This is a genomic window from Roseateles sp. FW305-36 (genome assembly GCF_058787015.1).
In genome coordinates, this window is sequence record NZ_JBYSZK010000019.1 from 106,875 (window position 1) to 130,869 (window position 23,995).

20 protein-coding genes and 1 tRNA gene are annotated in these 23,995 nt (G+C 69.1%); 4 read left to right on the plus strand and 17 right to left on the minus strand.

Features of this window, described 5'->3' with window-relative positions:
* Window positions 1-2: 2 nt before the first annotated feature.
* The 17 genes from tagH to tssA all read right to left on the minus strand — a co-directional run bounded on the left by tagH (window position 3) and on the right by tssA (window position 20,448).
* On the minus strand, window positions 3-1,814 hold the full coding sequence (gene tagH / locus AC3WOE_RS26940; protein ID WP_492694938.1) for a type VI secretion system-associated FHA domain protein TagH: 1,812 nt from the start codon (window positions 1,812-1,814) through the stop codon (window positions 3-5).
* Between the two features lie 65 nt (window positions 1,815-1,879).
* Window positions 1,880-2,686 (minus strand): hypothetical protein, encoded by an 807-nt coding sequence (locus AC3WOE_RS26945; RefSeq protein WP_492694940.1) that lies wholly within the window; start codon window positions 2,684-2,686, stop codon window positions 1,880-1,882.
* Window positions 2,687-2,697: 11 nt separating this feature from the next.
* Window positions 2,698-4,467, minus strand: coding sequence for a hypothetical protein (locus AC3WOE_RS26950; RefSeq protein WP_492694942.1), 1,770 nt, complete (start codon window positions 4,465-4,467; stop codon window positions 2,698-2,700).
* A 1-nt stretch (window position 4,468) separates the two neighbouring features.
* Window positions 4,469-5,005, minus strand: a complete 537-nt coding sequence (locus tag AC3WOE_RS26955) for a DUF4123 domain-containing protein (protein ID WP_492694944.1) — start codon at window positions 5,003-5,005, stop codon at window positions 4,469-4,471.
* Complete coding sequence (locus AC3WOE_RS26960) at window positions 5,002-7,275, minus strand: type VI secretion system Vgr family protein (RefSeq protein ID WP_492694945.1); 2,274 nt, start codon at window positions 7,273-7,275, stop codon at window positions 5,002-5,004. The genes AC3WOE_RS26955 and AC3WOE_RS26960 overlap by 4 nt, the downstream gene beginning before the upstream one ends.
* A gap of 27 nt (window positions 7,276-7,302) precedes the next feature.
* Window positions 7,303-9,972: a type VI secretion system ATPase TssH gene (gene tssH, locus AC3WOE_RS26965; protein ID WP_492694947.1), complete on the minus strand. Its 2,670-nt coding sequence runs from the start codon at window positions 9,970-9,972 to the stop codon at window positions 7,303-7,305.
* 57 nt (window positions 9,973-10,029) lie between these two features.
* The gene (tssG, locus tag AC3WOE_RS26970) at window positions 10,030-11,088 is read right to left on the minus strand and encodes a type VI secretion system baseplate subunit TssG (protein ID WP_492694948.1); all 1,059 of its coding nucleotides are present in this window, start codon (window positions 11,086-11,088) and stop codon (window positions 10,030-10,032) included.
* Window positions 11,085-12,950 carry a type VI secretion system baseplate subunit TssF gene (tssF, locus tag AC3WOE_RS26975; protein WP_492694950.1) on the minus strand — a complete coding sequence of 622 codons (1,866 nt, stop codon included), beginning with the start codon at window positions 12,948-12,950 and terminating at the stop codon, window positions 11,085-11,087. Before tssF ends, tssG begins: the two co-directional genes overlap by 4 nt.
* Window positions 12,951-12,989: 39 nt before the next feature.
* Entirely contained in the window at window positions 12,990-13,520 is a 531-nt protein-coding gene (tssE, locus tag AC3WOE_RS26980) for a type VI secretion system baseplate subunit TssE (RefSeq protein WP_492694951.1), read from the minus strand.
* The gene (locus tag AC3WOE_RS26985) at window positions 13,520-14,347 is read right to left on the minus strand and encodes a type VI secretion system accessory protein TagJ (RefSeq protein ID WP_492694953.1); all 828 of its coding nucleotides are present in this window, start codon (window positions 14,345-14,347) and stop codon (window positions 13,520-13,522) included. The genes tssE and AC3WOE_RS26985 overlap by 1 nt, the downstream gene beginning before the upstream one ends.
* Window positions 14,337-14,900, minus strand: a complete 564-nt coding sequence (locus AC3WOE_RS26990; RefSeq protein ID WP_492694955.1) for a double zinc ribbon domain-containing protein — start codon at window positions 14,898-14,900, stop codon at window positions 14,337-14,339. Before AC3WOE_RS26990 ends, AC3WOE_RS26985 begins: the two co-directional genes overlap by 11 nt.
* A gap of 177 nt (window positions 14,901-15,077) precedes the next feature.
* Window positions 15,078-15,926 carry an Hcp family type VI secretion system effector gene (locus AC3WOE_RS26995; RefSeq protein ID WP_492694957.1) on the minus strand — a complete coding sequence of 283 codons (849 nt, stop codon included), beginning with the start codon at window positions 15,924-15,926 and terminating at the stop codon, window positions 15,078-15,080.
* Window positions 15,927-15,928: 2 nt separating this feature from the next.
* Complete coding sequence (locus AC3WOE_RS27000; protein WP_492694959.1) at window positions 15,929-16,474, minus strand: Hcp family type VI secretion system effector; 546 nt, start codon at window positions 16,472-16,474, stop codon at window positions 15,929-15,931.
* Window positions 16,475-16,634: 160 nt separating this feature from the next.
* Window positions 16,635-17,135: an Hcp family type VI secretion system effector gene (locus tag AC3WOE_RS27005; RefSeq protein ID WP_492694961.1), complete on the minus strand. Its 501-nt coding sequence runs from the start codon at window positions 17,133-17,135 to the stop codon at window positions 16,635-16,637.
* 94 nt (window positions 17,136-17,229) lie between these two features.
* The gene (gene tssC, locus AC3WOE_RS27010) at window positions 17,230-18,723 is read right to left on the minus strand and encodes a type VI secretion system contractile sheath large subunit (protein WP_492694962.1); all 1,494 of its coding nucleotides are present in this window, start codon (window positions 18,721-18,723) and stop codon (window positions 17,230-17,232) included.
* A gap of 35 nt (window positions 18,724-18,758) precedes the next feature.
* Window positions 18,759-19,253 carry a type VI secretion system contractile sheath small subunit gene (tssB, locus tag AC3WOE_RS27015; protein WP_492694964.1) on the minus strand — a complete coding sequence of 165 codons (495 nt, stop codon included), beginning with the start codon at window positions 19,251-19,253 and terminating at the stop codon, window positions 18,759-18,761.
* Between the two features lie 106 nt (window positions 19,254-19,359).
* A complete protein-coding gene (gene tssA, locus AC3WOE_RS27020) occupies window positions 19,360-20,448 on the minus strand; it encodes a type VI secretion system protein TssA (RefSeq protein ID WP_492694966.1) in 1,089 nt (362 codons plus the stop codon).
* Window positions 20,449-20,609: 161 nt separating this feature from the next.
* Here tssA and AC3WOE_RS27025 point away from each other — a divergent pair, with 161 nt between their 5' ends.
* The 4 genes from AC3WOE_RS27025 (at window position 20,610) to AC3WOE_RS27040 (ending at window position 23,993) form a co-directional block, all read left to right on the plus strand.
* A complete protein-coding gene (locus AC3WOE_RS27025) occupies window positions 20,610-22,421 on the plus strand; it encodes a serine/threonine protein kinase (protein WP_492694968.1) in 1,812 nt (603 codons plus the stop codon).
* Between the two features lie 125 nt (window positions 22,422-22,546).
* Window positions 22,547-23,068, plus strand: a complete 522-nt coding sequence (locus AC3WOE_RS27030; RefSeq protein ID WP_492694970.1) for a hypothetical protein — start codon at window positions 22,547-22,549, stop codon at window positions 23,066-23,068.
* A gap of 146 nt (window positions 23,069-23,214) precedes the next feature.
* Window positions 23,215-23,778 (plus strand): RNA polymerase sigma factor, encoded by a 564-nt coding sequence (locus tag AC3WOE_RS27035; protein ID WP_492694972.1) that lies wholly within the window; start codon window positions 23,215-23,217, stop codon window positions 23,776-23,778.
* 138 nt (window positions 23,779-23,916) lie between these two features.
* Window positions 23,917-23,993: transfer RNA gene (locus AC3WOE_RS27040), tRNA-Met, on the plus strand.
* The last annotated feature ends 2 nt before the right edge of the window (window positions 23,994-23,995 follow it).

Genomic DNA, 23,995 nt, shown 5'->3' on the forward strand with positions numbered 1-23,995 from the left:
CTTCATTGCTGTTGTTGAAGCGCGTCAAGCTGCGCTTCATAGGCACGCAGGAATTCGCGACCGAAGACCTGGTGGAAATCATCCGACAGTTCGCCGGCGATCTGCTGGTATTCCTGCTGGAAGACCGACCAGAGCTGGGCCTTGCGCGCCGCCGGCAGCAGGCTGGACAGCACCGACTTCTGCGTCAACCGCGATTCCAGCTGGGCGGGGTCGAAGCGCTGCAGCAGGCCTTCCAGGGCCGCGCGCATGCCGGCCAGGAAGGCCAGCTGGTGGGCACGCAGGTCGTCGAAGGCGTCGCGCATGGCGCGCTGCGGCTCGACGAAGCCGCGCACCGACGGTCCCAGCAGATGGCCGAGGGCGACCTCGGCCGTCGGCGAGAATTTCAGCGGGTTGTTCTCCTTGGCGACGATCATGGTCGCTTCGGCGCGCACCTCGCGCTTCAGCGCGGCGCGGGCGACGAGCAGATCCACCGTGCCGCGGGCCGATTCGTGGATGAGCTGGCCCAGCAGCCGCATGAACTCGGGCGTCAGGCCACCGGCCGGCAGGTTGGGAATTCCCAGGCCCTCACGGAAGGCGGCCAGCAGGGCGGCCTGGTCGGCCGGCATGGCGGCGCTGGCCACTGGAGCGGCTACCGGCGCGACCGGGGCCGGTGGCGGCGGCATCGAGGGGGCCGGCGCAGCAGCGACCGGCGCCGCGATGGTGGTCTGGGGCGGCGCTTCGGCCTTCTTGCCCGCGCGGATGATGGTGCGGCCCTCGCCGGCACTGTCGTTCCAGGACACGACGGCGCCCGACAGCGTGCCCGACGGATCGAGGGCATTCAGCGCGGCCATGGAGGCGGCCGAGGGTCGTGGATGCTGGGCCGACGAACGGGACGACGGCGGCGTGGCCACCGGGGGCGGTGCAGCCATCGACGAATTGGGCGGAATGAAGGGCCGGTTCAGCTCCGAACTGGTGTCCGGCAGGGCCTGGCCGGCCGCGGCGGGCAGCATGCCCAGGGCCTGCAGGGGGTCGGCATGGCCGGCCATATTGGGCTGGGCCACGGCTTCGCCGAGCAGGGACTGGGCCAGCGGGTTGTTGCTGGCCGGTGTCGGGGCGCCGAGGCCGAAGAGGGCGTCCAGCGAATCACCGGCGGCACCGCCGCGGTTGCCGGCAGCCGGCAGGTCGGGAATCAGCGGTGTCGGCGCGCCGGCGCCCAGGTCCAGGCCGAGGGCGCGCGCGCCGGCGGACGGCTGCGGGGCCGCGGCCTGCCGGGCCGGCGCCGCCGGGGCGAAGGGATCCCAGTCGGCGGGGATGCCACCCATGGCGGGGGCGGGCGGCGGCGGCGCATAGGCCGGCGGCGCCACCGTGCGTGCGGCCGGCGGCGGGGGTGGCACGGTGCCGCCGAACAGGCCGAGCGGGTCGGCGGCCGCCAGGTCGCGGCGGATGCTGGGCTGGGTCAGGGCCGTGGCCGGCGCCATGCCGAAGAAGTCGGCGAAGGGATCGGCCGCCGCGCCGCCGGCGCTGCCGGCCTCGACGACGAGGACATAGCCGCCGATCTGGATCTGGTCGCCCGGCTTGATGGCGGCCTCGCGGCCCTTGCCGAGCTGGATGCCGTTGACGCTGATGGCATTGCTGCCCTGGTCGACGATGCCGTAGCCGCTGCTGGCGCGGAACAGCACGCGGGCGTGCACGCGCGAGATGGTGCGTTCGGGGTCGGGCAGCACCAGCTGGTTGGTGTCCGCGCGGCCGATGTCGCCGCCGAGTTCATCGAACTGGGCGGACAGCGGCTGGCTCACGGGCAGGCCGTTGAAGGTGGTGACATTGAGACGGATCATGAGGCGATTCTCAGTGCGGCTCGCTCTGGCGGCGACCCCTGCACGACGGGTGTTGCTGCATGGGCCTATCTGAGCACATAGACCTTGCCTTCGATCAGCGTCAGTCGCAGGGGCCAGGCAATGTTGCCGGGCATCACGTCGTCATTCTGGCTGGAGAGGAGGGGGGCTCCCATGGGGTTGAGGCATTCCAGCAGTCGGCCACCCGCCACCATGCGCAGCAGCAGGGTCTCGGCGGTGGGCGGCTTCAGGGTCTCGAGCACGCCCGCCTGCCAGAGCTGCTGCACCTGCTCGCGCAGGGCGGCCGCGCCGTGGCCGGGGGGCTGCTGGTAGGCCTGGTCCAGTTCCTCGAGCTTGAGCCGGCAGGCCGCCAGCCAGCTGTCGGGATTGCCGCGCGACAGGTCGAAGGCGATGCGCTGCAGGGCGGCCAGCATGGTCTGGCGGTCCTGGGGACCGGGGTTGAGGACGGGCGCGTCCAGCCAGCGCCAGCGCGGGAAGCCGAGCGGCAGCTCCAGGTCCTGGTGCTGCTCCGTCGGCGCCTCGAAAGCCATGCCCTCCTCGACAGACCAGGCGACCTCGGCGAGCACGCGCACGGTTTCGTCGGCCAGGCTCTTGCCCTGGCGCAGCAGCACGAGGCGGGCCCGCGCCTGGGCCGCTCGAGCCGCCATGCGCGGCTGGGCCGGCGCGTCGGGCGTGGCGACGGCCTGGGTGACGGGCGGTGGCGCGACGACGAGGGTGATGCGGTTGCTGCCGTTCTGCAGGTATTCGTGCACGGCGACGGACTGGCTGCCCGCACCGGCCGGCAGGGCCAGCACGGGCACGCCGTTGACGTGGGCCTCGACGGGCTCGCCGCTGGTCTGGAGATGGAGGCACATCAGGCGGTCCATCATCCGGCAGTCCAGTCGATGAGGGTCAGAGCGGGGATGAGCTCGCGCTGCTGGCGCTGCGTGCCGCCGACCGGGTCCCGTTTCAACAGGCAGACACTGACCGCTTCGACGGCCAGGCGGTAGAACCACTGCTGGCCGCGTCCATCGGGGCGCGGGCGCAGGCCGCATTCGCCGACGACGGCGCCGCGCAGCGCTTCGGGCACCGGGGCTGCCGACAGCAGGGCCGGCTCGCCGGTGGCGATGGCCTCCACGCTGGTCACGAAAGGGTGACGCCAGCTGCACCTGGCGTCGGCCAGGCCCTGGCCCTCGGCGGCCGTGCTGCCGCGCTGGTCCAGTGTCATGCGCCATTCGCTGCGGCCCTGGGCCTGCAGGCTGATGCGGGTGCGGCTGCCGGCCCAATCGAGTTCGCCACTCAGCCGCAGATCCAGCATCAGGGCCGCGAAATCGATGCTGCCCTGCAGCCGCAGCGCAATGGCGCCGTCGGCCTCGTGCTGCCAGCCCCAGGTGATGCCGGCCTGACCCACCAGGGGGGTCAGTTCGGCCTGCAGGCGGCCGCTGGTGCCGGCCATCTGGCGGGCCCAGGCGCTGAACAGCTTTTCCAGCCCGGTACGCGTCAACGGTTGCAGGTTCTGCCAGGCCTTGAGCCAGGCCGGGGCAGGTTCGGCCTGGCCGTCGGCCTCCAGGCGGCAGGCGGTGCTGGCCGTGGAGGGGGCCGGCGACTCGCCTTCGGCGGGCCAGACCTGCGCCGGCAGGGCGCCGTGCCTGATCTCGACCAGGCGCTGCGTCGCGGCATGCACCTGCAGACCGAGTTCCAGCGAGCCCAGCGGCGCACCGGCATCGCGGATGCCGCAACTGGCAATGCGCACGGTCTGCTGGTCTGGCGGTTCACCGAAGCCGATGCCGGCGGGGCCCAGCCGGGCGTCCGGCGGCGGGCTGGGCGGGGCGTGCAGCGTCAGGCTCAGCTTGGCCGTGTCGGGGCCGCGCCAGCTCAGGCGGCCGTTGCCGCTGACATGCAGCACCTCGGGATGGTGGGCGTCGCAGGCGGCCTGGGTGGCCACCGCCAGCTGCAGCCGTGCGCTCGCGCCGGCGCCGACGGCACGGCTGAGCACGGGCAGCAGGCGCGGCTCTTGCGGCGGCACGGCCAGCGTCTCGGGCGCTGGCGCCCACGGTGCCAGGTCGACGCGCGGCCAGGCCGACTCCTGCGGCTGGTAGGCCTGCAAGGGCTTAGGCTCGGCAACGGCGAAGGTGATGCCTTCCAGATCGCAAGCCTTGGGGCGGGGCTCCGGCGCCTGGTCGAGGTAGATGGTGCGGCCCATCGTGATGCGGCTGAGCCCGGCCTCGACGGCGGCCAGGGCCTTGTCGAAGCCGACCGGCGTGATGGTCGCGTGGGTCTGCTGGGTGGGGTCGGCGCGGGCCGCACGGCGCACCAGCGTTTCGCGCGAGCGGTGGTTGAGCTGGTGCAGCCGCACGGCAGGGCTCAGGCCCGGCTCGGCGCAGATGGCCGCGGCCCATTCGAAGCGCGGCTTGTCCTCGAAGCTCGCGCCCCACAGGCAGCACAGCGAGGCATAGCGCGCCTGGTCGGCCACCTGCGTGAGGCCTTGCTGCAAGGCCCGCTCGACGGCGGCCTCGACGAAGGCCGGCCAGCGCGCCTGCAGCTGCCCGGCGACGTCGGGCCAGGCTTCGCCCAGCAATTGCACGAGGGCGCCGGCGTCGCGCCGGGCCTGCAGGCGAGCGATCTTGTCGACCTGTTCTGGGGTCAGTTGCAGCATGTCAGGCGTCCGGGGCCCGTTCCTGGCGGTCGATGACGCCGTCCAGGCGCTGCCACCAGGTCCAGCGCGTCTTGCCGGGGCAGACGATCTGCTGGCCGTGCGCGAAGACCCGGTCGAGCTGGGACGGCCCGAGGCTGGGCAGCAGCGTCTCGAGCAACTCGGCGTCCCACCAGCGCCAGGGACGGCGTCTGCCCTCGGGGGTGCGCACCTCGGCGAGGTCGCGGCTGTGCTCGCGCATGGCCAGCAGCGGCTGGCGCGAGGTCGTCAGCACGCCCCAGGCGTCGAAGCCGGTGCTGACCTCGCCGAGCAGCCAATCGGTGAAGGGGCTTTCGCGCTGCAATTCGACGATGTAGGCGGCGCGCTGCGCGGCCTCGGGCGCCAGGGCGCCGCGTTGCAGGCAGTCCCAGCCGGCGCATTCCGCCGACTGCAGTTTCTCGGGCAGGCCGCCGACGACGGCGCCGTCGATGACCGCATGCACGCGAGCGCCTTCGAACGACCAGAGGGCCGCCTTGATGCGCGAGCCCGGGGCAGCGGTCAAGAACCACCGCCTTCCGCGGCCGGGTCGGCGAACAGCTTCTCGTAGTCGGTGGCCTGGTCGGGCTTGAGGTCGGCCTGGTCCTTGGCGTCGGCCGGTGCCGTGGGCGCCGCGTCGGCGGCCGACTCGGCGCTGCCGGCCGAGCCGCCACCGCCGCCGCAATTGACCTTGACGAGCGGACCGTCGATGGTGACGCCCGCCGGCCCCAGCGTGATGACGGAGGCGCCGCAGACGATCTTGATGCCGGCCGTGGCCTCGAGCACGATCTCGGTCTGGCCCTTGGCCTTGATGTTCATGCCCTCCATGACCACGTCGGCCACGGACTTCAGCGACACCTTGCCGGTCGCCTCGCTGGCGATCTTGCCGGTGGCCTTCAGGCTGATGTCGGCATCGGTCTTGACGGCCACGGCGCCGGTAGACTTGATGGCCGTCTTGCCGGTGACGTCCAGGCCGTAGTCGGCGCCGACCTTGGAGTTGAAGTCCTTCTCCAGCTTGAGCTGGTAGGTGGCGGCGCCGGTCGTGAAGATGTCGCCGGCAACCTTGGTGTGCAGGTCCTTGCCGAGGTCCTGCATGACGTCCTTGCCGACGTTGACGTACCAGTTCTCGCCCACCACTTCCTTGCGCGTGAGCTTGACCTTCTTGGTCTCGTTCTTCTCGACGAAGTCGAAGGCGTCTTCCTTGACGTGGCGGTAGAAGTTGCGCTGCGACTGCAGCCAGACGTATTCCTTGGTCTTCTCGTCGGCGAAGCGCAGCTCGCTGTACATGTCGGCCGCGCCCTCCTTGGTGGAATGGGTGCGCCAGCCGCTGACGTGCGAAAGCTTGGGCAGCTCGTAGGCGGGCAGGTTGACGTCGTTGTGCACCGAGCCCGTGATCAGCGGCCGGTCGGGGTCGCCGCCGACGAAGCTGACGACGACCTCGTGACCGATGCGCGGGATCATCCACATGCCCATGCCCTTGCCGGCCCAGGGCTGGGCCACGCGCACCCAGCAGGAGCTGGCAGCGTCGTTGGCGCCCTCGCGGTCCCAGGGGAACTGCACCTTCACGCGGCCATGCTTGTCGACCTCGACCTCGTTGCCCGAGGCGCCGACGACGAGGGCCGTCTGCGGCCCGTGCATGACGGGGCGCGGCGTGCGGCGGTCCGGGCGGAAGGGGTTGCCGCTCATGCTGATGCACGAGATCTGCGCGAGGAAGCCGTCGCGGCGGCGCTTGATGGACTTGATGTCCTCGATGGCCTCGTGGTCGGCGAACTCCGCGGAGAAGTTGATGCCGACGATGAGGTAGTTGATGTTCTCCAGCAGCGAGGCGGCCTTGGAGAGCAGGAAGGTCGTGCCGACGGCGACGTCGTTGCAGTTGGTGGTGCCGGTGTAGACGGTCTGCAGGGCCTGGGCCTCTTCCAGGCGCACCTTGGCCACCTGCGTGGCGGCCGAGGTGGCCGGCGCGGACTCGGGGTTCTTCTGGTTCAGCACGGCGCGTGCCGGGAACTCATAGATCTCGGCGTCGCCGAGCTTGGCGGTGGCCGACAGTGGCAGGGCCGAGTGGTCCTGCTCGATCTGCGTGGCGCTGGCCAGGTAGTCGTAGTCGCGCACGGTGGCCTTCACAGAGCGCACCTCCTCCTGCTTGCGCCACTCCATGATGGCCTGGTCCTGCTTCAGGCCGTGCGACCACTGGATGGGCGAGGTGCTGGCCTTGCTGCGGTGCTTGGCCATGGAGTCGGTCAGCACCATGGTGTGCGTCGTCGACGTGTGCTCGAAGAAGTAGTAGATGCCGGCCTCTTCGAGCAGGCGGCTGACGAAGTCGAAGTCGGTCTCGTCGTACTGCACGCAGTACTCGAGCGTCGGGTAGACCGAGGGCAGCAGCAGGCGCCAGGCGAAGTCGCTGCTGTAGGTCGTCAGCACGTCGGTGACGATGTCCTTGACGCTCTTGTGCTGGAACACGCGCGAATTGCGGCTGCGCGTGGCGAACCACAGCCAGGGCCGCATGACGATGCTGAAGGCCTCGAACCGGCCGTGCCGCTCGCCGCGCTGGGCGCGCGTCACATAGCCGTTGAACTCGCGCTTGGCACCGTGCAGCTCGATGGTGACGTTGGCACGCGTACCCAGCAGCGAGTGCAGGTTGATGTGCTCCTTCATGCCGAGCAGGTTGACATTGCCGATCAGGTCGACCTGCCATTCGGGCAGGCGGCCGAGCTGCTCCTGGCCGCTCATGCGCAACACGAGAAGCTTGTCGGCCCCCAATGTTGTCGTGATGGACATCACATGGCTGGTCAGACTCATGTCGGCACCTCCCGGCGTGCAGCTTGATCAGTCGAAGGCATAGCTGAAGTCGCCGTCGGCGACGTCGAGGGCGACGCGCGTCAGCGGCTGGCCTGAAGCCGTGCGCGACAGGTACTCGATGGACACCTTGGGCAGCACGGTGTTGGTCAGGATGGCGTCGATGATGCGGCCACCGCTCTCGGCGTTGTTGCAGCGCTTGACGATGAGCTCCACGGCCGCGTCGCTGTACTCGAAGGGGATGCGGTGGTTCTCGGCCACGCGCTTGACGATGCGGCCGAGCTGCAGGCGCACGATGCGGGCGAGCATCTCGTCGCTGAGCGGGTAGTAGGGGATGGTGACGATGCGGCCCAGCAGGGCCGGCGGGAACACCTTCTGCAGCGGCTCGGTCAGGGCCGTGGCCAGCGACTCGGGGTCGGGCAGCAGCTCAGGGTCGCGGCACATGTTCATGATCAGCTCCGAGCCCACATTGCTCGTCAGCAGGATGATGGTGTTCTTGAAGTCGATGAGGCGGCCTTCGCCGTCCTCCATCCAGCCCTTGTCGAAGACCTGGAAGAACAGCTCGTGCACGTCGGGGTGGGCCTTCTCCACCTCGTCCAGCAGCACGACGCTGTAGGGCCGGCGGCGCACGGCCTCGGTCAGCACGCCGCCCTCGCCGTAGCCCACATAGCCCGGAGGCGCACCCTTGAGCGTGGAGACGGTGTGCGACTCCTGGTACTCGCTCATGTTGATGGTGATGACGTTCTGCTCGCCACCGTAGAGCGACTCGGCCAGGGCCAGGGCCGTCTCGGTCTTGCCGACGCCCGAGGTGCCGCACAGCATGAAGACGCCGATGGGCTTGTTGGGGTTGTCCAGCTTGGCGCGCGAGGTCTGGATGCGGCGCGCGATCATGTCCAGGCCGTGCTGCTGGCCAATGACGCGCTGGCCCAGCGTGGCGCCCAGGCGCAACACGGCTTCCAGCTCGTTCTTGACCATGCGGCCGACGGGGATGCCGGTCCAGTCGGCGACGACACTGGCCACGGCCTGGGCGTCCACCGAGGGCAGGATCAGCGGCGCATCGCCTTGCAGCTCGGCCAGCTTGGCCTGGGCGGCGTGCATCTCGGCCAGCAGGGCGTCGCGGTCGGGGCTGCCGCCGGCGTCGGCGGGCTGGCCATCACCGCGCAGCTTGGCGCGCAGTTCCAGGATCAGGGCGACTTGCGTCCTCTCCTGCGTCCAGCGGGCTTCCAGCTCGCCGAGGCGGCTGCGCTCGGCGGCCAGCTTCTCTTCGACGAGGGTGCCGCGGTCGCCGATGTGCACGCCGACCTGGGCCTCGCGGCCGATGATGCCCTGCTCGATCTCCAGCGATTCGATGCGGCGCTTGCAGTCTTCCACCTCGGCCGGCATGGCATGCTGGCTGACGGCGACGCGGGCGCAGGCGGTGTCCAGCAGGCTGACGGCCTTGTCGGGCAACTGGCGGGCCGGGATGTAGCGATGCGACAGCTTGACGGCGGCCTCGATGGCCTCGTCCAGCAGCTGGATCTGGTGGTGCTTCTCGAGCACGGTGGCCACGCCGCGCAGCATCAGGATGGCCTTCTTCTCGTCGGGTTCCTCGACCTGCACGGTCTGGAAGCGGCGGGTCAGGGCCGGGTCCTTCTCGATGTACTTCTTGTACTCGGCCCAGGTCGTCGCGCCGACGGTGCGCAGGTTGCCGCGCGCCAGGGCCGGCTTGAGCAGATTGGCCGCGTCGCCCGTGCCGGCCGCACCACCGGCGCCCACCAGCGTGTGGATCTCGTCGATGAACAGGATGATGGGCGTGGGGCTGCCCTGCACCTCGTCGATGACCTGGCGCAGGCGCTGCTCGAACTCGCCCTTCATGGAGGCGCCGGCCTGCAACAGGCCGATGTCCAGCGACAGCAGGGTCACGCCCTGCATGTTCGGCGGCACGTCGCCGCGGGCCAGGCGCAGCGCGAAGCCTTCGACGACGGCCGTCTTGCCGACGCCGGCCTCGCCGGTCAGCAGCGGGTTGTTCTGGCGGCGGCGCATCAGGATGTCGACGATCTGGCGGATCTCGTCGTCGCGGCCGGTGACCGGGTCGATCTCGCCTTTGCGGGCCTTCTCGGTCAGGTCGACGGTGAACTTCTTCAGCGCCTCCTGGCGGCCCATGGCGGCCGGGGCCATGGCGCCCTCGGCCTGGCCGGGCTGGGCCGAGCCGAGAGCGCTGCCGTCGGTGGCGCCCAGGCCCGCTTCGCCGGTCTTGCCGATCAGGCTTTGCAGCTTGTCGGCCAGGTCGTCGGGCTTGATCTTCTCGAACTGGCGCGAGATGCCGAACAGTGCCTCACGCAGGGTGCGGGTGGAGAGCAGGGCCAGCAGCAGTTGGCCGGAGCGCACCTGGGCGTCGCCATACATCAGCGTGGCATAGACCCAGCCCTGCTGGATGGCATGGGTGATGTGCTCGGAGAAATCACTGATGGACGTCGAGCCGCGCGGCAGCCGGTCCAGGGCCGTGGTCACGTCGCGGGCCAGGGCAGCGGCGTCCAGGCCGTAGTGGCGCACGATGGCTGCCACGTCGGATTCGTTGTTCTCCAGCAGTTGCGTGATCCAGTGCACCAGCTCGACATAAGGGTTGCCCCTGAGCTTGCAGAAGACGGTGGCGCCTTCGATGGATTTGTAGGCGAGCGGATTGAGTTTTCCGAACAGGGCTTGGCGGCTGATATCGGTCATGTGGAGATCTCCTCGGTGCTGAGTGACCGAGGCCGCCGTTCGGTTCCGCCAGCGGTGCTACATCTGATGCTTGGGCGCGAGCGACGGGCCCAGCGGCTTGCGGCAGATGCTTTCCACGTTCATGATGAGCTGGTCGGCGTGCTGGCGCGGCAGTCGGCTGTTCAGCCAGGCGCTGCGGCCCAGCATGCCGACGCCGGGCGCCTTGCCCAGCGGCCAGGCCGGCACCTCGGCGGGCTTCAGCTGCAGGCGCAGGTCCCAGGCGAATTCATGGCCGACATATTGCCTGACCATGGCCTGCAGGGCCGGCAGGTTCTGGCCCGAGGGCAGGAAGGTCTGGAAGGCCGGCCAGTCCAGCGGGCCGATCTCGATGCGGAACTTGTGCTGCACGTCCCAGACCTGGCGGCCCAGCACGGCACCGCGGCCCAGGGCCACGCCGTCATGCCGCGCCAGCCGGGTGCGCTCCTCGGGCTGCAGCGCCATCCAGTGGCCGCTGAATTGCTGCACCTGGGTCGGCACGCGAAAGCGCAGCGCGATCCAGCTCTGCAGCCCGTCGGCGTCGCGGGCCGAGCGAGCCAGGCGGCCGGCGAAGTAGAGCTTGGAGAAGTCACCCAGGGCGTCGCGTTCGCGCAGCGAGGGCTCGGCCAGGCCGATGAGGGCGCCGACGTGGCGCACGATGGGGGCGTCGCGGCCGCGGTCCATGCCGACCACCGGATTGGCGCGCACCCAGGCCCGGTAGAACAGCAGGCCGAAGCGGTGCAGCAGCATGTCGGCGAAGGCCGCAAAGGTGCGGTCGCCATGGTGCAGGGCCCGCTCGCGGGCGTATTCGGTCAGGTGGGTGGGCAGGGCGCCGTTGGGGCCGAACAGGCTCAGCACCCGCTGCACCAGGCGCGGCGGGCCGTGGTCGTTGGCGGCCAGCCGGGTGATGGGCGTCGGCGCGAAGTTCAGTGCCGGCTCGCTGGCGAAGCGCACGGGCTCGTCGCCGGGGCGCAGCGCATCGCCCAGGCGAGGCTTGTCGGCGTGGGCGGCCTCGATGCGGCGCAGGGCCTGGAAAAGGTCGAAGCGGCCTGGGCGCTGGGTCAGCGCCTCGAAGATGGGTGGTGGCGGCTTGGCGCTCACAACACCGCCCTGGCGCCGGGCAGGGGGCGCCAGCGCTTGAGTTCGCCGCGCGTGCGCGAGACCAGCAGCGTCTGCACGAAGCTGTTCATCGACACGTGGCGGCTGAAGTAGTGGTGCAGCACGGTGCCCAGCAGCGTCGCGCTGCCGCCTTCGAAGCAGAGTTCGTCCACCTCCACGCGTACCTCCAGCCCCCGGCCGAAGGCGATGGGGCCGGGCGACGGATGGCGGCGCACCACCGGGCTCACGCCGACGCCGCGCACGCCTTCGACCTGGCGCAGCAGGCCGGCGTCGTTGCTCTGGGCGAACAGGCCGATCAACTCGCGCAGGGCGAGGGCGCCGCGTTCGGGGTCCTCCTCGACGAGGGACAGGTAGTTCAGCGACAGCAGCGACAGCAGACGCCAGGCCAGCGGGCCCTCGCGCAGCGAGCTGACCGGCCGCGACGGGCCGGCAACGATGCCCACGCCTTGCACCGGCGCGCGGCTTTCCAGCGTCAGGCCGCCATCGGCGCTGCCGGCCGGCATGAACAGCGGCAGGTCGCGATTCGTGCAGCGCACCTCGGCGGCGAGCTGGCGCAGCTCCTGGCGGTAGGGCGCGCGTTGCAGGTCCACCAGGGTCAGGAAGACCTCCGAGGCCACATAGGCCGAACGCGGTCCCTCGCGCTTGCCGCGCTCGCTGACCAGGCGCGGCTCGCGCAGGGCGCTGAAGAAGCCGTCGGCGCCGGTGGGGTCGACGTGGGGGACGTCGAACAGCGGCAGGAAGCGCAGCTCGTCGGTGTCGTTGGAGAAGCCGGTGACGGCGGAGACGTCGAAGACCTCGTAGTCGGTGCCGGCCAGCCGGTCGGGGATGACCTGGAAGCCCGTGCTGCTGTCGTCCACCGAGATGCGTTCGGCGCGGCGCTCGAAGAGGTTGATCGCCGGCACGCAGTTCAGCGCGAAGTTGGCCGGCTCGCCGCCGCCCTCCAGCGAAGCCTCGTAGCGGTCGAAGAGCAGCACCAGCTCGAAGCTGTTGCCGGCCGTCTGGGCCAGGGCCGGCGCCAGGCCGGCGACGTCGATGAACAGAAAGCGCTGCGGGAAGGCGAAGTACTCCTGCATCAGCCGCGTGCCCGACAGGCCGCGCAGCGTGACGGGCAGCATGGCCTCGTCATCCGCCAGGCCCACCTGTCGCACCTTGTCGGGGCCGATGAAGAGGCGCTGCGCATCGCGTCCGCCGGCGCCGGCCAGCACGCCGACGCAGCGGCAGGTCGCCAGCTCGTGGAGCTTCAGCGCGACGTCCTGCAGGCCGCCCATGAAGAAGCGCAGGCTGTCCAGCGGCAGCTGCGCGAACCGCATGCCCTCGGGCAACTCCAGGCGCACGCGCACGGCGCTCTTGGGGCGCTCGCGCAGTGGCAGGTTGCTGAAGTTGACGTCGGTGGCGCTGAGGAAGTATTCGACCCGGCGGACCTGCACCGGCGTCAGCGTGACGGGCTGGGCGGTGCGGAACTCGCAGCGCGTCGGCCCGAGCGCCGTGCGCGGGCCCATCAGCGCGCTGCCGCGTGGCAGCGTGAAGCCGGCGATCAGGTTGGGATCGTTGGCCGGCGTGATCTGCGCCACCAGCATCGACGGCAGCGGTGCCGCGAGATTGGGGCAGACCATGTCGAGCAGCCGCTGGGCGAGCTGCGGGAATTCGGCGTCCTGCTTGAGCTGCACGCGCGCGGCCAGGAAGGCGGCCCCTTCCAGCAGCCGCTCGACATAGGGGTCGGCGACCTCCAGGCCTTCCATGCCGAGACGTCCGGCGATCTTGGGGAACTCGCGCGCGAACTCGCCCCCCATCTCGCGGAGATAGCGCAGTTCCTGGTTGTAGTAGCGGAGGAGGCGGGGGTCCATGTCAGCGAATCGTATTCGGGGCGAGACTGGGCGAGGCGCTCATCGCAAGTCGCGCACGGCCGCCTGACCCGTATCCATGTCCACGTCCGCGCTCAGCAGCAGCTCCAGCGGCACGGGCTGGTTCCACATCTGGCCCTTGATGGTCAGCCGCAGGGCGGTCGGGCGCATGCCGGTGTTGAGTTCGTTGATGATGCGGACCTCCACCGAGGCCGGGTCCAGGCGCGGCTCGAAACGGATGACGGATTGGCGCACCTGGGCCTCGATGATGGGGAAGTTGTGCACCGAGAAGGACTGGCCGGTCAGCGGCAGGATGCCGAAGTTGACGACCGAGTCGCGCGCATGCGGCATGCTCTGCCACAGCGCGACGGCTTCGGGGTCGCCATGCTGGGGGTGGGGCTCCTCGCAGACCGCATTGAACAGCCACGACAGGTCGCGCAGCACGGCCTCGCGCAACTGCTGGCGATTCAGCACGCGGGCCTCCAGCGGTTCGACCCGCGAGCCCGGGTCGTTGTCGGTCAGCCGGTCGAGCAGCGAGGGCTGGAGCCGATCCTGGGCACCGAGGCCGGCCATCAGGTGCCTTCGGTCGGGGCTTCGAACGTGATCTCGCGGATGGCCATCAGGTCGTGGTCGCCTATGTCGCTCGTGAGCACGCGCTGGCCGAGGCCGGCATAGCGGTCCTCGCCGGGCAGGGGCTGCCATTCGGTCTTGCGCGCCAGGTTGATGAGGCCGTCGCTGCTCTTCTCCGATCCGGGGTAGCGCGTTGGCACCAGGGCGACGCTGTTGCCGCCGTTGGTGAAGCTCAGCTGGGCCGGCATCCAGACGCAGTCGCGCAGATCTTCCGGCGCGTCGAAATGGACCTTGGCCAGGTGCTTGAAGGGCACCCAGGTGTAGTGGCCGTTCAGGCAGACCTCGAGCACGGGGCCCAGGCGCGAGTCGGCATCGGCCAGCCATTCGAAGCGCTGGCCGTCGATGCTGCCGGCGCTGGCCGGCGCAGCCTCGAAGGCCTTGGTTGCCAGGTCGACGGCGAGTTCGGGGTTGGCCTCGCCTTGCTTGAGCGACTCGATGAGCTGGGCCACCCAGGCCTCGGGCTGGCCGAAGACGACGGGCGTGCGCTTGCCGGCGAAGACCTCGGCGCGCAGCAGCTCGCAGCGGATGGCGTGGCCGACGGTCTCGCGCATGGGGATGGCGAGCTTGTCCATGTCGGCCACGACATTGAGCTGGGTGTGGGCCCGCTCCCATTGGCCGAGCACGCTGAGCAACTGGGACATGAAGGTGCGCAGCTTGGGATCGGCCGGCTTGGCGCGCACGGCCTCGGTCAGCTTGGCGAGGGCCGCCCGCGGGTCGCCGGCGCGCAGCGCCTCTTCGGCGGCTTGTTGGGGTGTCGGATCAGAAGCCATGGCCGCAGTCGGTACAGAAGCGGGCTTGCCGCGGAAGGGTGACGCCGCAGGCCGGACAGCTCTTGTGCGTGCTGGCCATGTCGAAGCCGCATTCGTGGCAGAAGCGACCGCCCTGGCTGGGGGTCTGGCAGTTGGGGCAGGCCGAGCCGCCGCTGGAGGCGCCGTAGCCGCTGCTCGCGGCAGAACCTGCCTTTGCGGCGCAGTCGCGGCAGCTGTTGCTGCTGGCGTTCCAGCATTCGCGGCCCACCCATTTGCGGCAGCCTTCGCAGCGCTCGTACATCGGAGCCGCCAGGGCCATGGCCTCGGCCAGGGCCTCGGCCTTGGCGCTGCCGCCACCGGCCTCGGCGAAGGCGCCGGTCGCGCGGCTGGCCTTGTTGAGGTCGTAGAACATGAAGGCGAAGCGGCTCAGCCAGCCGGTGATCTGGCCCTTGCGGTAGGGCCTGAAGGCCGAGCGGGAGCTCTCGCCGCATTTCTCGCAGAAGAACTCGAACTGGAAGCCAGCCGACACGTCGTTCATCGACGTGCTGATGTCGCGGTAGTTGGTCAGGGCCATATCAGCAGTTCTGTCTCGCATCGAGCGATGCAGTTTGCGGGCCGAGCGCCGGGCCGCTCCCTAGCCGGCCCGCGCTGGCGATGTGCTTGCCGGTCAATCCGGCAAGCATCGCCGTCCCCTCGGGGGACCGACTGGCATGACCTGCGTTCAGCAAGGCCAGGCTGGGCGAGGGGCTTGTCATATGGGAGAACCGATGTTCTTCATGGTGAAGGCCCGGGCCGTGCCCTGCGTGACCGCCTTGACGGCGGTCTGGCCGGCACCGCTGCTCGCGTAGTGCGACGGCGGGTTCTTGTAGACGTAGGCGAGGGACGCGAACTCGCACATCCACTCCTCCATCATCTCGGTCATGGTGTCGGTCACCACGACCTGGAGGGAGTAGTCCAGCAGGCGGATCTTCTGGATGGTGAACACCAGCGAGGTCCCGTCCATCACGGTGGCCGAGCGCTTGTGGATGGTCAGCGTGCCCGAGGGAAAGATGTCGCCGGCCTTCATCGAGTTCAGCAACTGGGTGCTGGCGATGTCGACGCGCTTCGTGAAGGTGAACTCGAAGTTGGGGTTGCGATCCGCGCGCTCGATGGCCAGGCGTCGGCGTTCCTCGTCGGCGTCGCGATAGCGCTCGTCTTCCTCGCCGGTCTGGATCTCCTTGACCTTGCTCGAGGTGTCGGCGACGAGGTCCTTCACGCGGGCCTCATGGGCGTCGTGGATCTTGCGGTGATCGGCCTTGTCGGCGTTCTCCAGCGCGTCGCGCCTGTCGTGCTCGGCCTTGAGCAGGTCGCGCCGCATGGTGTCCAGGGCGTGCTGGGTGCGCAGGCCCTCGCTGCCCTTGCGTTCCACCAGGCTCTTGATCTTCTGGAATTCGCCTTCGTTCTTCTCGGCGCGCCGGATCTCGTCCTCGTTGTGCAGGTTCCAGCGCAGGGACTCGACCAGCACCTGGCCCTGGAACAGATGGGACACGGACTCGCCCACCACCGGCACGCGGGTGGGGCGCAGCAGGATCAGATAGATGTCGGCGCCGTTGCTTGACATCACTAGAGCGCCATGGGGTGGAAGAAGGGCGCCGTGGGCAGGTTGTCCTTGCCCAGCGTCTTGAGGTAGGTCATCTTGATGTTCTTGAAGTTCAGTGTCCAGGTCTCCGTCAGCTCCTTGGAGTTGCCGTCGTCCTGGACGTTCAAGATGCAGTCGGCGAAGTAGCCCTGGGTGCACATCACCACGAAGCCGGGCTGATGGATGGCCCGGCCCTGCTGCTTCACGTGCAGCACCGTGATGGAGGCACTGACCACCGGCAGGTGGTTGTCCAGGCAGAAGTGCATCTGCGAGGAGCCGACGTCGAAACGCTTCTTGAAGACCAGCGGCTCCATCTTGATGGTGACCGGCTTGCCGACGCCAGCCATGGAGGCCGCCGCCGCGGCCAGGCCGCCGAGGCCGCTGGGCCTGCCCTTGGGGTCCTTCAGGGCGTGCATGCCCCAGCTGAACTCCAGCACCTCGATCGAGCCTTCCCAGCCCTCGAGCAGGCCTTCGCCCACCACCGGCCCGGCGCCGGTGATGAGTTGCATGAAGATATTGGAACGACTCATCTTGTGGACCCCTCGTCCGCCGGGTACGCCGGCCGGTCCCCCGAGGGGACGGCGATGCTTGCCAGATTGACCGGCAAGCACATCGCCACGGCGGGCCGACTTGGGGCGGCCCGGCGTTCGGCCCGGAATGCGAACACGAACAAGACGTCCACCGATCGCGTTAAGCGGAAGGCGAGGCCGTGCCGGCCGGGATGTCCCAGTTGTAGGTCTTGGGCGCGCCCAGCTTGCCGGTCTTGTTGTCCTGCGGCTTGTATTCGATCTTGACGGTCTTGAAGACCATCTCGACCTTCTGCGTGACGCTGCCTTCCTCGGTGCCGTTCTGCTGCACCTTGGTGATGAAGCAGCCTTCCATCGTCATCGTGAAATAGGTCTCGGGCGTGGCCGAGCCGGTGGTCTTCATCATCTGCAGCTCGACCTTGGGGAAGGCCTTGCCGGTGCAGATATAGCCCATGATGACCGTCGACGAGGTGTCGAAGTAGTGCTCCCAGTTCATCTTGCCGGGATTGGGCTTGCCGACGGAAGCGCCGCCGCCCTTGGTCCAGCTGGTCTCGGCTTCGATTTCCCAGTCCCAACCCTGGATCTCGATCCACTTCTCCTTGCCCTTCTGGATGGACTCGCCATCGGCCTTGTCGAAGAAGGTGAGGAATGCATTGACTGCCATGTTGATATCTCCTTTAGAGGTTCAAAGCGCGGGAATGGTGGTGATGTGAGAAGACCCGTCCTGCTCCCGCGCCGGGCGAGTTCTTCCGAACTGTTTATGCCGACTTTTCGGACGGCAGCTTGGACACGAGCCGCAGCGACACGGTCAGGCCTTCGAGCTGGTAGTGCGGCTTCAGGTAGAACTTGGACTGGTAGTAGCCGGGGGCGCCTTCGACTTCCGACACCTCGACCTGGGCGGCCGCGAGCGGGCGCATGGCCTTGGTCTCTTCCGACGAGTTCATCGGGTCGCCGTCGACGTAGTTCAGGATCCAGCTGTTGAGCCAGTCTTCCATCGCGTCGCGCGACTTGAAGGAGCCGACCTTGTCGCGCACGATGCACTTCAGGTAATGGGCGAAGCGGTTGCAGGCGAAGAGGTAAGGCAGGCGGGCGGCGAGTGCGGCGTTGGCGGTCGCGTCGGCGTCGTCGTATTCGGCGGGCTTTTGCAGGGACTGGCCGCTGATGAAGGCGGCGAAGTCGCTGTTCTTGCGGTGCACCATCGACAGGAAGCCGTTCTTGCTCAGCTCGGCCTCGCGGCGGTCCGAGATGGCGATCTCGGTCGGGCACTTCATGTCCACGCCGCCATCGTCGGTCGGGAAGGTGTGGGTGGGCAGGCCCGTGACCGCGCCGCCCGACTCGATGCCGCGGATGCGCGAGCACCAGCCGTACTGCTTGAACGAGCTGTTGATGTTGACGGCCATCGCGTAGGCGGCGTTGGACCAGGTGTACTTGCTGTGGTCGGCGCCTTCCGTGTCTTCCTCGAAGGCAAACTCGTCGACCGGGCTGGTCTTGGCGCCATAGGGCACGCGCGACAGGAAGCGTGGCATGCACAGGGCCAGGTAGCGGGCGTCGTCCGATTCGCGCAGCGAGCGCCAGGCGGCGTATTCGGGCGTCGTGAAGATCTTGGTCAGGTCGCGCGGGTTGGCGAGTTCCTGCCAGCTTTCCATCTGCATGACGCTGGGCGCGGCGCCGGTCACGAAGGGCGCGTGCGCGGCGGCGGCGATCTTGCTCAGCTCGCCCAGCAGCTCGACGTCGGGCGGCGTGTGGTCGAAGTGGTAGTCGCCCACCAGGCAGCCATAGGGCTCGCCGCCGAACTGGCCGTATTCCTCTTCGTAGAGCTTCTTGAACAGCGGCGACTGGTCCCAGGCCGTGCCCTTGAAGCGCTTGAGCGTCTTGCCCAGGTCGTTCTTGGACACGTTCATCACGCGGATCTTGAGCTGCTCGTCGGTCTCGGTGTTGTTGACGAGGTAGTGCAGGCCGCGCCAGGCCGACTCCAGCTTCTGGAAGTCCTCGTGGTGCATGATCTTGTTGACCTGCTCGGTGAGCTTCTGGTCGATGGCCGCGATCATGGACTCGATGGTCTTGACGGCGTCGTCGCTGAGCAGCTGGGTATTGCTCAGTGCCTGCTGCGCCAGGGTCTGGACGGCCTGGGCGACGGCGCCGCGCGCTTCGTCGGTCTTGGGCTTGAATTCCTTGTTCAGCAGTGCCGCGAAGTCATTGCCTTCGAAGGTGACGCCCGCCAGGGCCGATGCTGACTGTTCCGCTTGGGTCATGTTGGAAGCTCCGGTCGTGTTCTTGAGGCTGCGGCTTATTCGGCCTTGGGTGCGTCGGTCAGCGTCTTCAGCAGCGTCGGGTCGGCCAGCACCTTGGCGATCAGGTCGCCGGCACCGCTCTTGCCGTCCATGTAGGTGATCAGGTTGGACAGCTGCTGGCGGGCCTCGAGCAGCTTGTTCAGGCCTTCGACCTTGCGCGCCACGGCGGCCGGCGAGAAGTCGTCCATGCTCTCGAAGGTGATGTCCACCGGCAGATTGCCTTCGCCCGTCAGCGTGTTCTCGACCTGGAAGGCGACGCGCGGCTTCATGGACTTCATGCGCGAGTCGAAGTTGTCGACGTCGATCTCGAGGAATTTGCGGTCCGACACCGGCGGCAGCGGATCCTCGGGCTTGCCGGACAGATCAGCCATCACGCCCATCACGAAGGGCAGCTGCACCTTCTTCTCGGCGCCGTAGAGCTCCACGTCGTATTCGATCTGCACCCGCGGCGCCCGGTTGCGGGCGATGAATTTCTGGCTGCTCTTGCTCATCTCAATGCTCCTTGCGGATGGGATTCAGGGGTTCAAAAGAGGTTGGGCCACGATGATCGCTGCGGGTCTGCATGAGTAGACGACATCGCAGCACCACATGCGACGTTCATTGCAGGCTGTCGGGGTCCACACCCAGCATACGGGCCACTTCGCCAACGGCCTCGGGGGCAAACTCTCGTACCAGCTGCAGGAAATTGCGGTCGATGAGGCGTTGCGCACGGCGCAGCAGGTCGGCGGCCGGGTTGGTGGGTTCGTTCTTCTCGAGATAGGCGCAAACGAGATCGATGGCCCGCACGGCGTCGGCCCGGCTCTCGATGCTGCCCAGGCCGCCACCGCCGCCCCGGCGACGCGACGGCGCGGGTGAGTCGTCGCCGCCGCTGTCGCCGTCGATGCCCAGATCGTTGAGCATGCCGGCCAGGTCGTCGGAATCGGTGCTCACCGGCCGCGGCGAGACGGCGACGATGTTGTCCAGCATGCTGCGCAGCGCCGAGAAGTCGGGCTGCTCGCCGAAACCCAGGCGCATGGACAGGCATTCGACCAGGGAGTCCAGCGCCGCGACGGCGTCGGTGGCCTGGCTGCTGACCTGCGGGTTGTCGCCGACGGCGTCGGCCAGCATGCTTTCGATCTGGCCGCGCGAGGGCACGGACTCGTCGTCGCGCGCCTGCAGGTCGCCCATGGCGATCTCGATGTCGCGCACGCTGATCTGGCCGATGCCGCGGTCGTTCAGCACCAGGCTGGCGCGCACGTCGCCCAGGGTGGTGTCCAGGCTGTTCAGCTCGCCCAGCACATTGACCCGGGCGAAGGCATCGCCGTCCTCGGGCTTGGGATGGAGTTCATCCCACCAGCGCGTCATCAGGTATTCGAACAGGCGCAGGCCCGGCGCCAGCGTGGCGAAGCCTTCCAGGCGCAGCCGGGCACGCAGCCAGAGGTTGGCCACGCGCAGGTCGCGACTGCGGCCGTTGAGGTCTTCGGCCTGGCTGAACACGCCGCGCCAGTCCGGCGGCTCGGCGGCGGCGAACTGGGTTTCGGGTTTGCCCGCGGCGGCCTGGGTCAGGGCCAGGAAGTCGTTGTCGTACTCCAGGTCGGGGCCGCAGACCTCGTCCTCGGACACGGGCTCCAGCCAGGGCGCCAGCGCGGGGTCGCTGCGCAGCGCCTCTGCGGGGTCGAGCGTCTCGTCGAAGGAAGTGCTGTCCATGGGTGTCCGCAAAAGGGCCTGCACAGAGAGCAGGCGGGGGTTCGGCCGGTAAGTAACCCGGCGCGGCGCTTAGTTCCCTGGGCGGCCACTTGGGTATGGGGAGGGCGGGAACGGAATGGCGCGCGGCGACACTCAGTACCTTGGACGTCCCGCCTGCAAAGATGAACTCCACCAGCGATCCGGAAGACAACGACGCGACCATCATCCGGCCCAGCGCCCCGGCTGGCCCTGCCGCGCCCTTGCCCGTCGAGGACGCGCCCACGGTCATCGGCGCCGCGCCGGTGCCGGAACCGGCAGTGCCGGAGCCGCCTGCGCCCTCGCGCATCGACCGGGACGAGGGCGGCAATGCCCTGCCGGTCGGCAGCCGCCAGGCCGAGTTCGAGGTCATCCGCGTGCTGGGCGAGGGCGGCTTCGGCATCGTCTACCTGGCGCGCGACCATGCGCTGGAGCGCACGGTGGCCCTGAAGGAATACATGCCCGCCGCCCTGGCCCTGCGCGGCGACAGCTCCCAGGTGAGGGTGCGCTCCGAGCGCCACCGCGACACCTTCCAGGCCGGCCTGAAGAGCTTCATCAACGAGGCGCGCCTGCTGGCCCAGTTCGACCATCCCTCGCTGGTCAAGGTCTACCGCTTCTGGGAGGCCAATGGCACGGCCTTCATGGTCATGCCCTTCATCGAGGGCAAGACGCTGAAGGACACGCTGAAGGAGATGCCCGAGCCGCCGACCGAGGCCTGGCTGATGGACATGCTGGCGCCGCTCACCGAGGCCCTCCTGGTGATCCACGGCGAGAACTGCTATCACCGCGACATCGCGCCCGACAACATCATTCTGGTCAATGGCAATGGCGCCCGCCCGCTGCTGCTGGACTTCGGCGCCGCCCGCCGCGTCATTGGCGACATGACCCAGGCCCTGACCGTCATCCTGAAGCCCGGCTACGCCCCCATCGAGCAGTACGCCGAGGTGCCCAGCATGAAGCAGGGCCCCTGGACCGACGTCTACGCGCTGGCCGCCGTCGTCTACTGCGCCATCACCGGCCGCACGCCGCCGCCCAGCGTCGGTCGCATGGTCAAGGACGACTATCTGCCCCTGAGCCAGCTGGCCGAAGGTCGTTACAGCGACCGCCTCGTCAAGGCCGTCGACCGCGCCCTGCAGGTGTTGCCCGACCAGCGCACCCAGTCCCTGACCGAGTTCCGCGAGGACCTGGGCCTGAGCGGCCATTACGCGCCCAAGCCGGGCCAGATGGCGACGCTGATCCAGGCGCCGGCCGCCGCGCCCGGGCCCGCCGCCAAGCCGGCCGCCAGCCGCATGCCGCTGTTCGCGGGCCTCGGCCTGGCCGGCCTGGCGGTGGTGGGCGCGGCCGCCTGGTTTGCAACCCGACCTGCACCCGCCCCCGTGCCCGAACCCGTCGCCGCGGCGCCGGGGGTCGTGCCTGCGCCTACGCCTGCACCCGCAGAGCCCGAGCCCGTTGCGCGCGACCTGCCCAGTCAGTTCCGCTCCCTGGTGGCGCGTCACAGCGAGGGCTTCGACGTGCAGGCCCAGGCCGACAAGACGCAGCTGCGCATCGACCGCGACGACCTGCGCTTCAGCGTCAGCGCCTCGCGCGAGGGCTATGTCTATGTGCTGCTGGCCGGGCCGGACGGCAGCCTGGTGCAGCTCTATCCCAACGACAAGGCCAGGAACAACCACATCGGTGCCGGCGAGACGATGCGCCTGCCGGGTGCCAGCTGGCCGCTGAAGGCCAGCGACCCACCGGGCCCCGAGCACTTCTTCGTGCTGGTCGCGGCCGAGCCGCGCAGCTTCGCGCCCTGGTCCTCCGAGAAGGACCCGAGCTATGGCTTCCTGAGCCTGCCGGCCCAGGGCCCGACGGGGGTACCAGCCTCGCCGAGCTGGCTGCTGGGCAAGCCGGACTGCGGCCATCCCAACTGCGCGGCCGAGTACGGCGCTGCCGTGTTCAGCGTCGAAGCCGTCAAATAGCGAAGGTTCGCGGAACCCGGCCGCGGTCGCGGTTACAGATGGGTGCCGGTGAGCGGATTGCCGGTCCTTCTTGTCGACCTCTGGACCGCGTTCTGAACTCCATCCAAGCCCCGGTCGCCCCCTCGGTGGCGACGCCTCAAGCGCCCAGGCTGGACGCTTTCACGAGTGCCGCGTCCAGCGGCCCTCTGCTGTGGGCCAATCAGGTGGCGGGCCGACTGGAAGTGCATGGCGGCCCGACGCCGACGGGCGCGGTGTCGGACGAGATTGGCCGCCTGTTCGTGACGGCCCTGCGCGAGCATTTCGGCGAGGCGGCCAGTGCCATCGCCGAGCGGGAATGGCGGCTCAACCAGAACGCGCGGCGGCTGCTGCAGGCCCGCACCGTCAAGCAGGTGGTGGCCTGTGCCGAATCGGCGTTGAGCCTGCTGCAGGCCCAGTCGGCCCTGGTGCAGATCGAGTTCTCGGCGGTCATGCTGGGCTGGCGCTTCCGACGCGTCGCCGAGGGGCTGGGCCTGGACCCGGCCGGCCTCGGCATCGAGCGCCGTCAGGCCCTGGACCTGGCCCTGGCGCCCGACTTCCTGCAGCCGCCGGCCGATGCCGACGCCCTCGCCGAGCGGCTTCGGACATTGCTCAGCCAGGTCCCACATTGAGTTCGTGACGTAGTTCACGGTCTCGGGGGTTAACCCATGCCCATGAACATGGGGGAGGGCGGGTTTGGCTTGTCGCGAGTCCGGCGGCGGCGGCGTCTGATCCAACAAGGCGGCCATTTCGGTCGCTCACCCGCCCGGAGCCCGCCATGCAGCCCCAGTGCCAACCGATCCGCCACCCCGCAGTTGCCGACCCCAACGTCATCTTCTCGGAGCTCTTCGGCGAACACCGTGACCGCCTCTACCGCTTCGTGCTGCGCCATATCGGCGACAGCACCGAAGCGGAGGAACTGGCCCAGCAGGCCTTCGTCGAGGCGGCCCGCACCTTCGAGCATTTCCGCGGCGAGTCGCAGCTGTCGACCTGGCTCTACGGCATCGCGATGAACCTGGTGCGCAACCACCTGTCGCGTGCACCGTCGCGGCTCTACCGCTTCGAGGACGAGACGGCCCTGGACGCCACGCCCTGCAACCAGGCCAACCCCGAGCAGCAATGCCATATGAACCAGCTGATGGTGCTGCTGCAGACCGAACTGGACGGCCTGATGCCCGAGATGCGCGAAGTGCTGCTGCTCGTCGCCATGGACGACATGAGCTACGAGGACGCCGCCGCCCTGCTGTCCGTGCCCATCGGCACCGTGCGCAGCCGCGTGTCGCGCGCCCGCTCGCATCTGCGCACCCGGCTGCAGGCCCGCGGCGCCCAGCTGCCCTTCTGAGCACGCCTCATTTCATGGCCGGGGGCGGCGCGCGCGGGCTTGAAACCGCGGCTACGCGGGGCCACCCCGTCCTTTCAAGCAAGCTTCGCGGCGACTTTGCCGAGCCAGTCAAATCTCGTGTATACTGCTAGCTTCAGTCGCGGGGTGGAGCAGTCTGGTAGCTCGTTGGGCTCATAACCCAAAGGTCGTCGGTTCAAATCCGGCCCCCGCAACCAAG

What these genes read in the sequence shown, in the direction of transcription:
- tssH (WP_492694947.1), bottom strand. Translation starts at nt 9,972, where the DNA reads ATGACCGATATCAGCCGCCAAGCCCTGTTCGGAAAACTCAATCCGCTC.
- AC3WOE_RS27000 (WP_492694959.1), bottom strand. Translation starts at nt 16,474, where the DNA reads ATGAGTCGTTCCAATATCTTCATGCAACTCATCACCGGCGCCGGGCCG.
- AC3WOE_RS26950 (WP_492694942.1), bottom strand. Translation starts at nt 4,467, where the DNA reads ATGCTGCAACTGACCCCAGAACAGGTCGACAAGATCGCTCGCCTGCAG.
- AC3WOE_RS26990 (WP_492694955.1), bottom strand. Translation starts at nt 14,900, where the DNA reads ATGGCCCTGACCAACTACCGCGACATCAGCACGTCGATGAACGACGTG.
- AC3WOE_RS26985 (WP_492694953.1), bottom strand. Translation starts at nt 14,347, where the DNA reads ATGGCTTCTGATCCGACACCCCAACAAGCCGCCGAAGAGGCGCTGCGC.
- AC3WOE_RS27005 (WP_492694961.1), bottom strand. Translation starts at nt 17,135, where the DNA reads ATGGCAGTCAATGCATTCCTCACCTTCTTCGACAAGGCCGATGGCGAG.
- tssB (WP_492694964.1), bottom strand. Translation starts at nt 19,253, where the DNA reads ATGAGCAAGAGCAGCCAGAAATTCATCGCCCGCAACCGGGCGCCGCGG.
- AC3WOE_RS26945 (WP_492694940.1), bottom strand. Translation starts at nt 2,686, where the DNA reads ATGTGCCTCCATCTCCAGACCAGCGGCGAGCCCGTCGAGGCCCACGTC.
- AC3WOE_RS26995 (WP_492694957.1), bottom strand. Translation starts at nt 15,926, where the DNA reads ATGTCAAGCAACGGCGCCGACATCTATCTGATCCTGCTGCGCCCCACC.
- tssF (WP_492694950.1), bottom strand. Translation starts at nt 12,950, where the DNA reads ATGGACCCCCGCCTCCTCCGCTACTACAACCAGGAACTGCGCTATCTC.
- tssE (WP_492694951.1), bottom strand. Translation starts at nt 13,520, where the DNA reads ATGGCCGGCCTCGGTGCCCAGGATCGGCTCCAGCCCTCGCTGCTCGAC.
- AC3WOE_RS26960 (WP_492694945.1), bottom strand. Translation starts at nt 7,275, where the DNA reads ATGAGTCTGACCAGCCATGTGATGTCCATCACGACAACATTGGGGGCC.
- AC3WOE_RS27035 (WP_492694972.1), top strand. Translation starts at nt 23,215, where the DNA reads ATGCAGCCCCAGTGCCAACCGATCCGCCACCCCGCAGTTGCCGACCCC.
- AC3WOE_RS27025 (WP_492694968.1), top strand. Translation starts at nt 20,610, where the DNA reads ATGAACTCCACCAGCGATCCGGAAGACAACGACGCGACCATCATCCGG.
- tssC (WP_492694962.1), bottom strand. Translation starts at nt 18,723, where the DNA reads ATGACCCAAGCGGAACAGTCAGCATCGGCCCTGGCGGGCGTCACCTTC.
- tagH (WP_492694938.1), bottom strand. Translation starts at nt 1,814, where the DNA reads ATGATCCGTCTCAATGTCACCACCTTCAACGGCCTGCCCGTGAGCCAG.
- tssA (WP_492694966.1), bottom strand. Translation starts at nt 20,448, where the DNA reads ATGGACAGCACTTCCTTCGACGAGACGCTCGACCCCGCAGAGGCGCTG.